The organism is Amycolatopsis sp. CA-128772 (assembly GCF_002904295.1).
Taxonomy (GTDB): domain Bacteria; phylum Actinomycetota; class Actinomycetes; order Mycobacteriales; family Pseudonocardiaceae; genus Amycolatopsis.
On the sequence record NZ_PPHG01000006.1, the window covers coordinates 30,747 to 45,065 of the forward strand.

Here is a 14,319-nt window from a genome sequence, read left to right on the forward strand (position 1 = left end):
GATGACTGCCGTCCAGCCGAAGCCGACGACGGTCGGCGAGACCTTCGACTCGCTCAGCCCGGCGACCGACGAGGTGGTCGGAACGTACCCGATCCACACCGCGGAGGACGTCAGGACGGCCGTCGAGCGGGCGCGCGTCGCGGCGGAGTGGTGGGCGGGCCTCGGGTTCGCCGGGCGCGCGGAGCGGCTCAAGGGCTGGAAGGGCGTGCTGACGCGGCGGCTGCCGCAGCTGTGCCAGGTGGTCCGCGACGAGACCGGCAAGCCGATCGCCGACGCGCAGCTGGAGAGCGTCCTGGCCATCGAGCACATCGCGTGGGCGGGCAAGAACGCTCGCAAGGTGCTCGGCAAGCAGAAGCGGTCCGCGGGCCTGCTGATGTCGAACCAGGCGGCGACGGTGGAGTACCAGCCGCTGGGCGTGGTCGGCGTGATCGGCCCGTGGAACTACCCCGTGTTCACCCCGCTGGGCTCGATCGCGTACGCGCTCGCGGCGGGCAACGCGGTGGTGTTCAAGCCGAGCGAGTACACCCCGGGCGTCGGCAAGTGGCTGGTCGACGCGTTCGCCGAAATCGTGCCGGAGCAGCCGGTGCTGCAGCTGATCACGGGCTTCGGCGAAACGGGCGCGGCGCTGGTGACGGCGGGCGTGAACAAGATCGCGTTCACCGGTTCGACGGCCACGGGCAAGCGGATCATGGCGGCGGCGGCCGAGACACTGACCCCGGTGGTGATCGAGGCGGGCGGCAAGGACCCGGTCCTGGTCGACGCGGACGCCGACCTCGACGCGGCGGCGGACGCAACGGTGTGGGGCGCGTTCTCCAATTCGGGCCAGACCTGCATCGGCGTCGAGCGGGTGTACGTCCACGAAAAGGTCCACGACGAGTTCGTGGCGAAGGTGGTCGAGAAGTCGAAGGACGTCCGCGCGGGTTCGGACGAGGCGGCCCAGTACGGCCCGGTGACGATGCCTTCCCAGCTGGGCGTGATCAGGCGCCACATCCACGACGCCCTGGCCAGGGGCGGCAAGGCGGTCCTCGGTGGCGAGGACGCGGTCGGCGACCGCTACGCCCAGCCGACGGTCTTGGTGGACGTCCCGGAGGACTCGGAGGCGGTGACGGAGGAGACGTTCGGCCCGACGGTGACGATCGCGAAGGTCCGCGACATGGACGAAGCGATCGAGCGCGCGAACAACACGAAGTACGGCTTGGGGTCGACGGTGTTTTCGAAGTCCCGCGGCGTGGAGCTGGCGGAGAAGCTGCGAACGGGCATGACGGCGATCAACGCACCGCTGTCGTTCGCGGGCATCGCTTCCCTGCCGTTCGGCGGCGTGGGCGATTCGGGTTTCGGCAGGATTCACGGGCCGGAGGGATTGCGCGAGTTCGCTCGCACGAAGGCGATCGCCCGGCAGCGGTTCACGGCGCCGTTGACGTTGACGTCGTTCAACCGCAAGGAATGGACGGACGCTTTGGTGGCGAAGCTGGTGACCATCCTGCACGGGAAGCGTTGATGGCGTTCCGGGGCTGTGGATGAGTCGGTCCGCAGCCCCGGAACCGCGCCGGATTTGTCGGTGGTCGCCGGTAGCATGGATACCGGGGGGCCGAGGGCCGCGCTGAGCTTCTGCTCGCCGCCCGTCGGCCCGCCGAGGCTTCGATCGGTGCGGCCGAGGCGGGTCCCACGATCGGGGCCGTGCTGCACGCCGAAATCGCCGCCTGGAGGGCGGCTTGCGGCGACACCACGGCCGGGGAGCTCCGGAGACGTCCCGGACGTCCTGGAGAACGGCCCGGCGGCCGAACCGCTGGCCGAGCGGTTCGTCCCGCACGAGATGCCGGACCAGTTCGTCGTGCTCGACCGGCTCCGCTGACCCCGGTGGGCAGGGTCGGCCGCGACGCCTTGCCGCCACCGCACTAAGGGGTCAGTTCAGAATGAGTCGGCGTGTCGTCTTTGCCTGGACTGCAAGGCTTTCCAGAATCTCGGTATGCGTGAGGAGGTCTGACCGACCAGCTGTGGGAGCGGCTGCTTTTGGTGCACCCACGGCGGTTCCGCTATCCCGGCCGCAAGCGCGCCGATGACCGCGCCGCGCTGGAAGGGATCCTGTACGTGATCCGCACCGGCATCGGCTGGAACCGCCTGCCCACCGCGCTGTTCGGCGCCTCGGGCGCCACCTGCTGGCGGCGGCTGACCGAGTGGCACGAGGCCGGCGTCTGGCAGCAGCTGCATGAACGCCTGCTCACCGAGCTGCGTGCTGCTGGGCTGCTGGACCTGTCGGCGGTGCTGGTCGACTCCACCCACCTGCGTGCCCTCAAAGGGGGGACCACACCGGGCCCAGCCCGGTCGACCGCCGCAAGCTTGGCTCCAAGCACCACCTGATCACCGACACCCACGGCACCCCGCTCGCGGTCACGCTCACCGGTGGCCATCGCAACGACGTCACTCAGCTGATCCCGGTGATCGACGCCATCCCACCGATCCGCGGCCGAGTCGGCAAACCACGGCGCCGGCCACGTCGGCTCTACGCCGACCGCGGCTACGATCAGGACAAGTACCGCCGCCTGGTCCGCGCCCGCGGCATCACCCCGCTCATCGCCCGCCGCGGCGTCGAACACGGCTCCGGCCTGGGCAAAGTCCGCTGACCCGCGGAGCGCACCTTCGCCTGGCTCAAGAACTTCCGCCGGCTACGTATCCGCACCGAACGACGCGCCGACATCCACCAAGCCATCCTCAGCCTGGTCTGCTCGATCATCTGTCTCCGCGAACTCAGTCTGAACTGACTTCTAACTGGGCGGCGGCCGGCCGCCGCCCAGGCTCACGACAACCGTCCGCAGCAGGCATAGAGCGGCCCTCGGCCCCCGGTATCCATTCTACCGGCGACCACCGACAATCCCGCGGCCCCGAACCCAAGTTGTCCACAGGCCACGAAATCACACCTGAACCGACCGCCCCCGGATCAGGTCCGCCGCCTTCTCCGCCACCATGATCGTCGGCGCGTTCGTGTTTCCCCGCGGCACCACCGGCATCACCGAAGCGTCCACCACCCGCAGCCCGTCCACCCCCTGCACCCGCAACTCCGCGTCAACCACCGACCCCATAGCGCATGTCCCGACCGGGTGATAAAGCGTCTGCGTGTTCTGCCGGACGTGCTCCGCCAGCTCGGCATCACTCAAGTCATGCCGCGAAGGCAGGAAAGGCTGATCCAGGAACCGCCGCAACGGCCCCGTTTTCCCGATCTCGATCAACCCCCGCAGCCCGGCGATCATCGTCTCCATATCACGCGGATCCGAATAGTAAGCCGGGTCGATTTCCGGCTTCCACGTCGGATTGGCCGACTTCAACCGCAGCCGTCCGCGGCTTGCGACGTCCACCAGCGTTGCCGCCGAGGTGAATCCCGGCGTCGTCCATTCGCGCATCGCGTTGTCGTAGAACAACGTCGGCGCCACGTGGATCTGCATGTCCGGCGCCGGCAGGCCGTCCGTGGTCGGGTAGAACGCGCCCGCCTCGCCGACGTTCGACGTCAGCGGCCCGCGCTTCGTCAGCTGGTAGCGCATCAACCCACGCGGCGTCGCCGACTCGACCAGGTCGGTGGTCCCGCGCGTGGTCCAGATGATCCCGCACGCCGGGTGGTCGTGCAGGTTCTCGCCGACGCCGGACAGCGCCGCCACGACGTCGATCCCGTGCTCACGCAGGTGCTCGGCCGGCCCGACACCCGAAACCATCAGCAGCTGCGGCGAATTGACCGCCCCACCCGAAAGCACCACCTCGGCCGACGCGCGCACCGAGCGCTCCACTCCATTGTCCAAATAGGACACACCGACCGCGCGCGTGCCCTCGAAGACGACGCGGGTCGCCGGAGCGAGGGTCTTCACCGTCAGGTTCGGCCGCGCAAGCGCCGGGCGCAGGTAGGCGTCGGCGGTCGACCACCGGCGGCCCTTCTTGCACGTCACCTGGTAGACGCCGGCGCCCTCCTGGCTCTCGCCGTTGAAGTCGTCGGTGCGCTTGAGGCCCCACGCGACGGCCGAGTCGACCCAGGCGTGCGACAGCTCGTGGGTGAACCGGCGGTCCTCGACGTGCAGCGGGCCGTCCGTTCCGTGCAGCGGCCCGCCGAGCCGCTGGTTGCCCTCCGCGCGCTTGAAGTACGGCAGGACGTCGTCCCAGCCCCAGCCTTCGGCGCCGTGGGAATCGCGCCAGCCGTTGTAGTCGGCGCGGTTGCCGCGGATGTAGATCATCGCGTTGATCGACGAGCAGCCGCCGAGCACCTTGCCGCGTGGCCAGTACGACGTCTTGCCCGTGTGCTTCTGCTCGACGGTCTCGTAGTTCCAGTCCCACTTGGTCTTGAACAGCGACGCGAACGCGGCGGGGATGTGGATCTCGTCCGCGGTGTCCTCCGCGCCCGCTTCGAGCAGCAGGACCTGGGCCGAAGGGTCCTCGGTGAGGCGGTTGGCGAGGACGCACCCCGCGCTGCCGGCGCCGACGATGACGTAGTCGTAGGACTCCTGGACGGCCACGGTGCCTCCTGTTGGCGAGATGTCAACGACTCATCATGGCGCAGCCCCGCGCCGACGGCCAGTCTATGGCCCTCGCCACCTGGGCGCGGGGCCCGCCGAAGCCGTCAACTATGCTGGCCAGGTACCCACGACCTGCGTGAATAAGGAGCAGCCTGCCGTGGCCCGAGTCGTCGTCGACGTCATGCCGAAGCCCGAAATCCTCGACCCGCAGGGACAGGCCGCGCTCGGCGCCGCCGGCCGCCTGGGGTTCACCGGGATCACCGAGATCCGCCAGGGCAAGCACTTCGAGATCGAGGTCGACGACACGGTCGACGACGCGACGCTGGAGAAGATCGCCGAAGGCTTCCTCGCGAACCCGGTCATCGAGCAGTGGACCATCACGCGGGTGGACGCGTGAGCGCCCGCATCGGGGTCATCACCTTCCCGGGCACGCTCGACGACGGCGACGCCGCGCGCGCGGTCCGCTACGCCGGCGGCGAGGCCGTGCCGCTGTGGCACGCCGACGAGGACCTGCGTGAAGTCGACGCCGTCGTCGTCCCGGGCGGCTTCTCCTACGGCGACTACCTGCGCGCGGGCGTGATCGCCCGGTTCGCGCCGGTCATGACGCCGGTGATCGAGGCGGCGCGCGCCGGCATGCCGGTGCTCGGCATCTGCAACGGGTTCCAGATCCTGTGCGAAGCCGGCCTGCTGCCGGGCGCGATGATCCGCAACCAGGGTCTGCACTTCATCTGCCGCGACCAGTGGCTGCGCGTGGAGGACACCGGCACGGCGTGGACCACCCGCTACGACGCCGGCGCGGAAATCCTCATCCCGATGAAGAACATCGACGGCTGCTACGTGGCCGAGCAGTCCACTTTGGACGAGCTCGAGGGCGAGGGCCGCGTGGTGTTCCGGTACGTCGGCGGCAACCCGAACGGGTCGCGCAACGACATCGCCGGCATCCGCAGCGAGAACGGCCGCGTGGTCGGGCTGATGCCGCACCCGGAGCACGCGATCGACGCGCTGACGGGGCCGTCGGACGACGGGCTGGGCATGTTCTTCAGCGCGGTGGACGCGCTCGTGAAGGCGTGAGGGCGGGCCGCGCCCCCCGGTAACCATGCTACCGGGGGGCACCGACAGTTCCGGGGCTGCGGACGCGAGTTGTCCACAGCCCCGGACCAGGTCAGCTCTTGCTCTGGTCGTTCGACAGCCACTTCTCGGGCCGGACCCTGACCAGCACCGACCGCTCTCCGAGGGCCGAGTCGACGTAGGCCGTGGCCTGGTCTGACGGCCAGTACCGCTTCGCGATCCGCAGGGCCTGCTCGCGCGTCGGCGGCTCGTCGTTCGCCACCACCGGGCCCTCCACCGTCACGTACTTGTACGGCGGGTTCTCGTCCTGCGCCACCAGGCTCAGCCGGCCGGCCGCGCGGATCGAGCGGTCCTTGACCGTGTCGCGTTCCATCCAGATCAGCAGCTCGCCGCCGGGCGAGTAGTCGTACCAGACCGGTACCGCCAGTGGCGCCCGGCCGGCGCGCTCCACCGCCAGCACCCCCACGTGCACCCCGCTCAGAAACTCTTCGCGCTCCGCCGCGGTCATCACGAACGACGACATGTCACTCCCCAGGTAGCCGGCCATCCACCGGGGAGCAACACGTCCGCGGGGCCGGACATTCCGGACTACGAAGCCGCCGCCACCAGCCGGGCGTACGAGCCGCCCGCGGAGAGCAGCTCGTCGTGCGGGCCCAGCTCCGTGATCCGGCCGCCCTCGACCACCGCGACCCGGTCGGCCGCCGCCGCGGTGTGCAGGCGGTGGGCGATCGCGATCACCGTCCGGCCCGACAACACGCTGTTCAGCGACCGCTCCAGGTCCCGCGCCGAGCCGGTGTCCAGCAGCGACGTCGCCTCGTCGAGGACCAGCGTGTGCGGGTCCGCCAGCACCACCCGGGCCAGCGCCAGCTGCTGCGCGATCGCCGCCGGCACCGGGTGTTCGCCCGAGCCCAGCTTCGTGTCGAGCCCGGACGGCAGCGACGCCACCCAGTCCGACGCGCCGGCCGAGTCCAGCGCCGCCAGCAGCTCGTCGTCCGTCCAGTCGCCGCCCTCGCGCCGCGCCGGCAGCGCCAAGTTCTGCCGCAGCGTGCCGGAGAACACGTGGTGCTCCTGGGTCAGCAGCAGGACCTCGCCGCGCAGCACGTCGTCGGCCAGCGCCGAGACGTCCTGGCCGCCGATCCGCACCGAGCCCGACGACGGCGCCGCGATGCCGGCCAGCAGCCGCCCGAGCGTCGACTTGCCCGCGCCCGACGGCCCGACGATCGCCAGCCGCTCGCCGCGCGGGACCCGCAGGTCGATGCCGTGCAGCACCTCGCGGTCCGCGGTGTAGGCGAACCGGACGCCGTGCACGTCGATGTCACGCCCGCGCGGGATGTCCGTCACCTTCGCCGAGTCCTCGGCCGAGACCGTGCGGACCCCGAGGATCCGGCGCGCCGCGGCCGCCGCGACCTGCAGGTCCTCCAGCCAGAACAGCGCCTCGTTGAGCGGCGCCGCCATCGCCTGGACGTACAGCAGCATCGTGGTGATCTCGCCGAGCCCGGCCCAGCCGTTCGTGTACGCGAGCAGCCCGAGCGGCAGCATGACCGCCAGCGGCAGCACGTAGCTGATCTCCAGCGACGGCAGCCACCGCAGCTGCAGCCGCCGCATCCGGCGTTCACCGAGGATGCTCTGGTCCAGCGCGTCGTACGCGGCGCCGATCCGCCGCTCGGCCAGCCCGAGCGCCTCGACCGTGCGCGCGCCCTCCGCCGTCTCGTGGACGCTGGTGGTCAGGTCCGCCCAGCGGTCGAGCATCCACTGCATGACCGCCGGGATCCGCCGCTGGTACCAGACGTTGACCGGCACCAGCAGCGGCAGCGCGACCAGCAGGCCCAGCGCCAGCAGCGGCGACGTCACCACCATCGCGACGACCGTGAACACCACGGTCACCGCCGCGACCAGGATCTCCGGCGCCGCGAACCGCGCGGCGTGGTCGATCCGGCCGAGGTCGGTGGTCGCGCGGCTGAGCAGGTCACCCGTCCCGGCCGCCTCGACCGTGCCGAGCGGCAGCTGGAGCGCCGTCCCGACGAACTCCTCGCGCGTCTCGGCCAGCACCAGCTCGCCGAACACGGCGCCGCGCATCCGCGCGATCTTCCGCGCCAGCGCCTGCAGCACGAGGATCGCGACGAACGCCACCGCCAGCACGTCGACGCGCCCGTTCGTGGTGCCGGCCGCGACGTCGTCGACCAGCGCGCCGAGCAGCTGCGGCCCGGCCAGCCCGATCAGGGTGGCCACGGCCAGCGAGCCCAGCAGCAGGCCGAACTCGCGTTTGTGGAGCGCCGCGGTCTTCAACGCCCAGCGGCGGACGTCCCGCCGGGACGCCGTGGGAAGCCGTTTCATACCGTCACTACTTTCGCCGTGAAGACTTCGTCCGCCACATGTGTCCACAAGGGACTCTGGCTGAACACCACCGTCGTCCGGCCGCGGCGCAGCGCCGCGACCCGTTCGGTGATGCGGGCCTCCGTGTGCGCGTCGACCGCCGACGTCGGCTCGTCGAGCACCAGCACGTCGGCGTCGGTCGCCAGCGCGCGGGCCAGGTTCAGCCGTTGCCGCTGGCCGCCGGACACCTCGCGGCCGCGCTCGCCGATCACCTCGTCGACGCCGTCGGGCAGGGCGTCGACGATGTCGTCGGCGTCGGCCGCGGACAGCGCTTCGGTGATGCTCACGCCGCCGGGGCGCGCCGGGGCCAGCTGCTCGCGCAGCACGCCCGAGAACCAGATGTCCTGGTTGTGCGCGTAGACGACCCGCCGCCGCAGCTCCGCGAGCGCGACGTGGTCCGCCCGCACCCCGCCGACCAGCACTTCTTCGCCCTCGGCCGGATCGGCGAACCGGGCCAGCCGGTCGGCCACCGCTTCGCCGCCGGCGCCGAAGTCGACGACCGTCAGCCGGCCCGGCGCGACCCGGACGCCGGACCCGGTGTCCACCAGCTCCAGCGGCCCCGCGGGCAGCGGCACCGGCGTCTCCGGGTCCGCCAGCTTCGGCGGGATGGCCAGCAGCGCGACGACCTTCCGCGACGCGACCAGCCCCGACGTGATCGAGCCGACCGCCTCGGTGGCCGCGGTGACCGGCCAGATGAGGAACGCCGAAACGCCGTAGAACGACACCAGCTGCCCGACGCCGATCTCGCCGGCCACGGCCAGCCGCGCGCCCAGCCAGGTGATCACCACGGTGACCAGGCCGGGCAGCGCGATCTCCGCCGCGGCCAGCCACGCCTCGGCCTGCCCGACCTCGATGCCGGACCGCCGCACCCGCTGGCTCGTCTCGCGGAAGCGCGCGAAGAACCGCCGCTCGCCGCCGATGCCGCGCAGGATCCGCAGGCCGGACACGATGTCCGCGCCGAGCGCGTTGACGTCGCCGCGCTTCTCGCGCTGCTTCGCCTTGCGCTTCTGCAGCGGCGCGAGCAGCGGCCCGATCCCCAGCACCGCGAGCGGCACACCGACCAGCGCGACCACGCCGAGCAGCGGCGACGTCGAGATCAGCCACACCGCGACCACGACGAAGGCCAGCAGCGAGCCGAACGCCCGCCCGGTCATCTCGACGGTGTTGCCGATGTGGTTGATGTCGGTCGTGCTGACCGCGACGAGGTTCCCGGTGGTGGTGTGTTCGCGCAGCGCGGCGCCGACGCGGGTGGTGTGCGCCGACACCACCCGCTGCGTCGAGCCGGCGCCGTGGAGCCACAGGCCGTAGTTGAGGAAGTGCATCCAGGTCCCGAACAGCGCCTGCACCACGCCGAGCGCGGCGGCGGCCAGCGCCCAGCGCCAGACGGCGGCGCCGTCGTGCGCCTCGACCGCGCCGATGCCCTGCCCGATCACCAGCGGCACGAGCGCACCGGGCAGCGCCCAGACGACACCGATCGCGGCGGCGCCGAGCACCGAGCCGAGCCGGGCCCGGAACACGGCGAGCAGGAAGCGGCGCGCGGTCGGCCGCGCGGGCAGCCGCAGCGGCGGGAAGGGATATGTGGCGGAAAGCACGATTCCCGACGGTAAGCCGACCCCGGGGAGAAGGCGACCGATTTTCCGGGACCATGGCCGCTCGGGTGCCCTTTCGCGCCCACAGGTGCACCCTCCCGGGACTCCCGATGCGCCCTCGTCGCCGCCCGGCCGCTCGGGGGACCCCCGGTTTCAACGTTACTCGCGAGCACCGACAATTCCGTTCCCGCGCACCCGGGTTGTCCACAGGGAACGCCCCCGCGCCGAGTCCCCGCGACCGCCGTGGATGTCGCCTCGCTCACACTGCGGCGCGCGCGTCCGATTTCGGCGGCCCACCGTCCGGGGCGCCGGTGGACGGCACGTATCCTGACGGCCGTGGCGAACCCTGACACGGACACCGTGACCAGCACCGTTGACACCACCGAGCGCGCCGGGGCGACCCCGGACCACACCCAGCCCTACCGCGAGCTCGGGCTCGCCGACGACGAGTACGCGCGCATCCGCGAGATCCTCGGCCGCCGGCCCACCGACGCGGAGCTGGCGATGTACTCGGTCATGTGGAGCGAGCACTGCTCCTACAAGTCGTCGAAGAAGCACCTGCGCTACTTCGGGGAGACCGCCACCGACGAGATGAAGGCCAAGATGCTGGCCGGCATCGGCGAGAACGCGGGCGTCGTCGACATCGGCGAGGGCTGGGCGGTCACCTTCAAGGTGGAGAGCCACAACCACCCGTCCTATGTGGAGCCCTACCAGGGCGCCGCGACCGGCGTCGGCGGCATCGTGCGCGACATCATGGCGATGGGCGCGCGGCCGCTCGCGGTCGCCGACGCGCTGCGCTTCGGCCCGGCCGACGCCCCCGACACCAAGCGCGTGCTGCCCGGCGTGGTCGCCGGCGTCGGCGGCTACGGCAACTGCCTCGGCCTGCCGAACATCGGCGGCGAGCTCGTCTTCGACCCGTCGTACTCGGGAAACCCGCTGGTCAACGCCCTCTGCGTCGGCGCGATGCGCGTCGAGGACCTGCACCTGGCGTTCGCGTCCGGCACCGGCAACAAGATCATCCTGTTCGGCGCCCGCACCGGCCTCGACGGCATCGGCGGTGTTTCCGTCCTGGCGAGTGACACCTTTTCGGGTGACGAGTCGGCGTCGGGCCGCAAGAAGCTGCCGAGCGTCCAGGTGGGCGACCCGTTCACCGAGAAGGTGCTCATCGAGTGCTGCCTCGAGCTGTTCGCGCAGAAGCTCGTCGTCGGCATCCAGGACCTCGGCGGCGCCGGGCTGTCCTGCGCGACGTCGGAGCTGGCCGCGGCCGGCGACGGCGGCATGCACATCTACCTCGACCGGGTTCCGTTGCGCGCCAAGGGGATGACGCCCGCGGAGGTGCTCTCCAGCGAGTCGCAGGAGCGCATGTGCGCGGTCGTCTCACCGGAGAACGTCGAGGCGTTCATGGCGGTCTGCCGCAAGTGGGACGTCATCGCGACCGACATCGGCGAGGTCACCGACGGCGAGCACCTGGTCATCACCTGGCACGACGAGGTCGTCGTCGACGTCCCGGCGCACACGGTGGCCCACCAGGGCCCGGTGTACGACCGGCCGATCGAGCGACCGTCCACTCAGGACGCGCTGATCGCGGACACCTCGGCGAAGCTGCCGCGTCCGTCCACTCCGGACGAACTGCGCGCGGACGTGCTGAAGCTGATTTCGGCGCCCAACCAGGCGTCCAAGGAATGGGTGACGTCGCAGTACGACCGGTACGTGCGCGGCAACTCGGTGCTGTCGCAGCCGTCGGACTCGGGCATGATCCGCATCGACGAGTCGTCCGGCCGCGGCGTCTCGGTCGCGACGGACTGCAACAGCAAGTTCGTCTACCTGAACCCGTACCGCGGCGCGCAGCTGGCGCTGGCGGAGGCGTACCGCAACGTGGCCACGGGCGGCGCGACGCCGGTGGCGGTGTCGGACTGCCTCAACTTCGGCGCCCCGACCGACCCGGGCGTGATGTGGCAGTTCGAGCAGGCGGTGCACGGCCTCGCGGACGGCTGCGTCGAGCTGGGCATCCCGGTGACGGGCGGCAACGTCAGCTTCTTCAACCAGACGGGCTCGACGGCGATCCTCCCGACGCCGGTGATCGGCGTCCTGGGCGTGATCGACGACGTCACCCGCCGCATCCCGACGGGCATCGGCGCGGAGGCGGGCGAAACCCTGCTGCTGCTGGGCGAAACCCACGACGAGCTGGACGGTTCGGCCTGGGCCCGCGAGCTGCACGGCCACCTCGGCGGCGTCCCGCCGCGGGTGGACCTGGCCCGCGAGAAGCTCCTCGGCGAGATCCTGGTGGCGGGTTCCCGCGACGGGATGATCTCGGCGGCCCACGACCTGTCCGACGGCGGCCTGATCCAGACGCTGGTCGAGACGGTCCTGATCGGACAGTGCGGCGCCCGCGTGTTCCTGGACGCGGACCAGGACCCGTTCGTCCAGCTGTTCTCGGAGTCGGCGGGCCGCGTGCTGGTGGCGGTCCCCCGCACGGAGGAGCTGCGCTTCACGGAGATGTGCACGGCCCGCGGCCTCCCGTGGCGCAAGACGGGCGTGGTGGACCCGGAGTCGGGAGCCCTGGAGCTGCAGGGGATCACGGAGTTCACCCTCGACGAGCTGCGCGCGGCTTGGGAAAGCACGCTCCCGGCCCTGTTCGGCTGAGACCTGTGGACAACTGAGCGGAGGGCACCGGCTTCTGTCGGTGCCCTCCGCCAGGTTGGAAAACGGGGGCTGCTCAGCCCGCCTTGGCGACGATCCGCGCCTCCCCGTCACCCAGCTCCTCGAGCCGCCAACCCTCCGGCAGCCGCACGTCCTTCTCCACCCGCACCACCGTGTTGTACAACGAAACCGACCCCGGCAGCGCCGCGAAACGCAGGTCCGTCTGCCCCCGGAAAGAAGCCCGCCGCAGGTCGAGGTCGCCCGTCGCGCGCACGTCGGTGAACAGCGCGTCCTTCGCGAACTTCGCGTTCTTGAACGCCGTCGGCCCCGCGAACGTCGTCGCCGTGAAGTCGGCGTCCTCGGCGAAGCCGGTTCCGCTGAACCACGCGTGACTCTCGAACACCGCGCTGCGGCAGCGGAAGTAGCCGATCAGCCGGCCGTCCGCGGTGCCCGCCGCCGTGAAGTACGCCCGGCCGCGGAACCGGCAGCCGCTCAGGTTGGTGCTGCTGTGCAACGCGGCGTACCGCAGCACCAGGCCGCCGATCAGCTTGCCGGACAGGTCGAAGTACTCGAGCGTCGCGCCCGTCAGGTCCAGGTCGTAGGCCGGGCCGTCCGAATCGCGGGCCGGCAGCAGGTCGGTCACCAGCCGCTGGGCCGTGAGCCGCACCTGCAGTTCCAGCTCCTGCTCCGGCTCACCCTGCGCCGCCGGGTCGGTGTAACGGGCGTGGGAAAACGGCCGCCGCAGGTACGAACACAGCACGTCCAGCACCGTCTGCGTGTACTCCGGCCGGCTCCGCGCCAGCCCCGCCAACGCGTGCAACGCGCCCACGCGCACCTGGTCCGCCGCGTGCCCGAGCAGCTCGACCGCCTTCGCGAACCGCTCGTCCGCGACCCGGGCGCGGTCCTGCTCCGCCCGCTGCGACTCGAGCTCGTGCCGCTGTCGCTCGATGTCCTGGCGGCGCTCCTCCACCCGGCGGCGGCGGTCGTTCAGCCACAGCGCGTACAGCGCCACGATCGCGCCGCCCGCCAGGCCGCCCGTCTTCAGTGCGTCGCTGCGGCTGGTGGCGGGGTCGGTCAGCAGCCAGCCGCCGACCCCGAGCAGCAGGGCCACCGAGGCGAGGAACGTCCACGCCAGCGGCGATCGCCACAGCTTCACCGGCTCAGGACACCAGCATGGTGCTGACGCAGAAGCCCTTGTCGTCGAAGTTCGTCGCGCTCAGCGTGCCCTTGACCGGCTTGCCCGCGGACGTTCCGGTGACCTGACCCTCGACCAGGTACTTGTCGTTCGGCACGTCGCCGAGCTGCAGCTGCAGCGGCGGCTTGAGGAACGTCGAGAGCCACGATTCGAGCAGGTCCTTCGAGTCCGAGCAGCCCATCGCGACGGCGCCGGCGTTGTCGCCCGCGTTCAGCTTGTCGATGAACCCCTGCAACAGGGCCTTGGCGTCCGAAGCGCCCTCGCCGCCGCTGGGCTTCGACGGCTTCGTGGCCGTCGGCGTCTTCTTGGGCGTCGACGACTTCGGGGTCGTCGGCTTGGCGGACGTGCTCGTCGCCGGGGGCGCGGCGGTGTCCTCCTTGGACAGGAAGAACCCGGGTGCGACGAACCCCGTGATGCCGACCAGGGCGAGCACGACGACCACGGCCGCGCCGATGGCGATCCACATCCCGGTCTTGCTCTTCTTCGGCGGCGCCGGCGGCCCGCCGAAGCCCTGCCCGTAGCCGCCGGCCGCCGGGTCCCAGCCGGACACCTGGCCGCCCGCGTTCGGGTCCCACGCCTGCTGGCCGTACTGCTGCGCGTTCGGGTCCGCCCACGCCGACTGCTGCTGGGCGTTCGGGTCGGCCCACTGCTGCTGGGCGTACGGGTCGCCCCACGCCGGCTGCGGGTTCGCCGGGAAACCGCCCGACGCCGGCGGGTAGCCCTGCTGCGGGTACTGCTGGGTCGGGTACGGCTGCTGCGGCTGGTTGGGGTCCCACCCGCCCTGCTGCGGGTACGGCTGCTGCGGGAAGCCGCCGGACTGCGGCTGCTGGCCGTACGGGTCGGGCTGACCGGGCTGGCCCGGCTGAGGCGGGTAGGTCATCTGTCCATGCCTTCCGGGCGCTGGCGGTGTTCGTGCGCTTCCGACGTCCGGTGGGCGCGTGCGGTTCCCCGGACGTGGCTGCAG

Annotated in this window: 10 protein-coding genes and 1 pseudogene; 5 read left to right on the forward strand and 6 right to left on the reverse strand. The window is 71.5% G+C overall.

Going from position 1 to position 14,319, the window contains the following annotated elements; genetic code table 11:
- The first annotated feature begins 1 nt into the window (after position 1).
- Together C2L59_RS02475 and C2L59_RS02480 are read left to right on the forward strand one after the other, a co-directional pair.
- Positions 2-1,498 carry an aldehyde dehydrogenase family protein gene (locus C2L59_RS02475; protein ID WP_103347872.1) on the forward strand — a complete coding sequence of 499 codons (1,497 nt, stop codon included), beginning with the start codon at positions 2-4 and terminating at the stop codon, positions 1,496-1,498.
- Between the two features lie 482 nt (positions 1,499-1,980).
- A pseudogene (locus C2L59_RS02480) lies at positions 1,981-2,759 on the forward strand (IS5 family transposase).
- A 150-nt stretch (positions 2,760-2,909) separates the two neighbouring features.
- On the opposite strand, the gene C2L59_RS02485 reads toward C2L59_RS02480, so the two are convergent.
- Positions 2,910-4,490 (reverse strand): GMC family oxidoreductase, encoded by a 1,581-nt coding sequence (locus C2L59_RS02485; RefSeq protein ID WP_103347873.1) that lies wholly within the window; start codon positions 4,488-4,490, stop codon positions 2,910-2,912.
- Between the two features lie 157 nt (positions 4,491-4,647).
- On the opposite strand from C2L59_RS02485, the gene purS reads away from it, so the two are divergent.
- The gene (purS, locus tag C2L59_RS02490) at positions 4,648-4,887 is read left to right on the forward strand and encodes a phosphoribosylformylglycinamidine synthase subunit PurS (RefSeq protein ID WP_013230759.1); all 240 of its coding nucleotides are present in this window, start codon (positions 4,648-4,650) and stop codon (positions 4,885-4,887) included.
- Positions 4,884-5,561, forward strand: coding sequence for a phosphoribosylformylglycinamidine synthase subunit PurQ (purQ, locus tag C2L59_RS02495; protein ID WP_103347874.1), 678 nt, complete (start codon positions 4,884-4,886; stop codon positions 5,559-5,561). Before purS ends, purQ begins: the two co-directional genes overlap by 4 nt.
- Positions 5,562-5,652: 91 nt before the next feature.
- Here the strand turns inward: purQ and C2L59_RS02500 are convergent, their stop codons facing one another.
- The 3 genes from C2L59_RS02500 to C2L59_RS02510 all read right to left on the reverse strand — a co-directional run bounded on the left by C2L59_RS02500 (position 5,653) and on the right by C2L59_RS02510 (position 9,523).
- On the reverse strand, positions 5,653-6,081 hold the full coding sequence (locus tag C2L59_RS02500; protein WP_103338080.1) for a pyridoxamine 5'-phosphate oxidase family protein: 429 nt from the start codon (positions 6,079-6,081) through the stop codon (positions 5,653-5,655).
- 65 nt (positions 6,082-6,146) lie between these two features.
- On the reverse strand, positions 6,147-7,892 hold the full coding sequence (locus C2L59_RS02505) for an ABC transporter ATP-binding protein (protein ID WP_103347875.1): 1,746 nt from the start codon (positions 7,890-7,892) through the stop codon (positions 6,147-6,149).
- Complete coding sequence (locus tag C2L59_RS02510) at positions 7,889-9,523, reverse strand: ABC transporter ATP-binding protein (RefSeq protein ID WP_103347876.1); 1,635 nt, start codon at positions 9,521-9,523, stop codon at positions 7,889-7,891. Before C2L59_RS02510 ends, C2L59_RS02505 begins: the two co-directional genes overlap by 4 nt.
- A 333-nt stretch (positions 9,524-9,856) precedes the next feature.
- Here C2L59_RS02510 and purL point away from each other — a divergent pair, with 333 nt between their 5' ends.
- Positions 9,857-12,163, forward strand: a complete 2,307-nt coding sequence (purL, locus tag C2L59_RS02515; protein ID WP_370444710.1) for a phosphoribosylformylglycinamidine synthase subunit PurL — start codon at positions 9,857-9,859, stop codon at positions 12,161-12,163.
- A 73-nt stretch (positions 12,164-12,236) separates the two neighbouring features.
- Here purL and C2L59_RS02520 read toward each other — a convergent pair whose 3' ends face one another.
- Positions 12,237-13,316 carry a pentapeptide repeat-containing protein gene (locus C2L59_RS02520; RefSeq protein ID WP_103347877.1) on the reverse strand — a complete coding sequence of 360 codons (1,080 nt, stop codon included), beginning with the start codon at positions 13,314-13,316 and terminating at the stop codon, positions 12,237-12,239.
- Positions 13,317-13,320: 4 nt separating this feature from the next.
- Positions 13,321-14,235, reverse strand: a complete 915-nt coding sequence (locus C2L59_RS02525; protein WP_103347878.1) for a hypothetical protein — start codon at positions 14,233-14,235, stop codon at positions 13,321-13,323.
- Between the last annotated feature and the right edge of the window lie 84 nt (positions 14,236-14,319).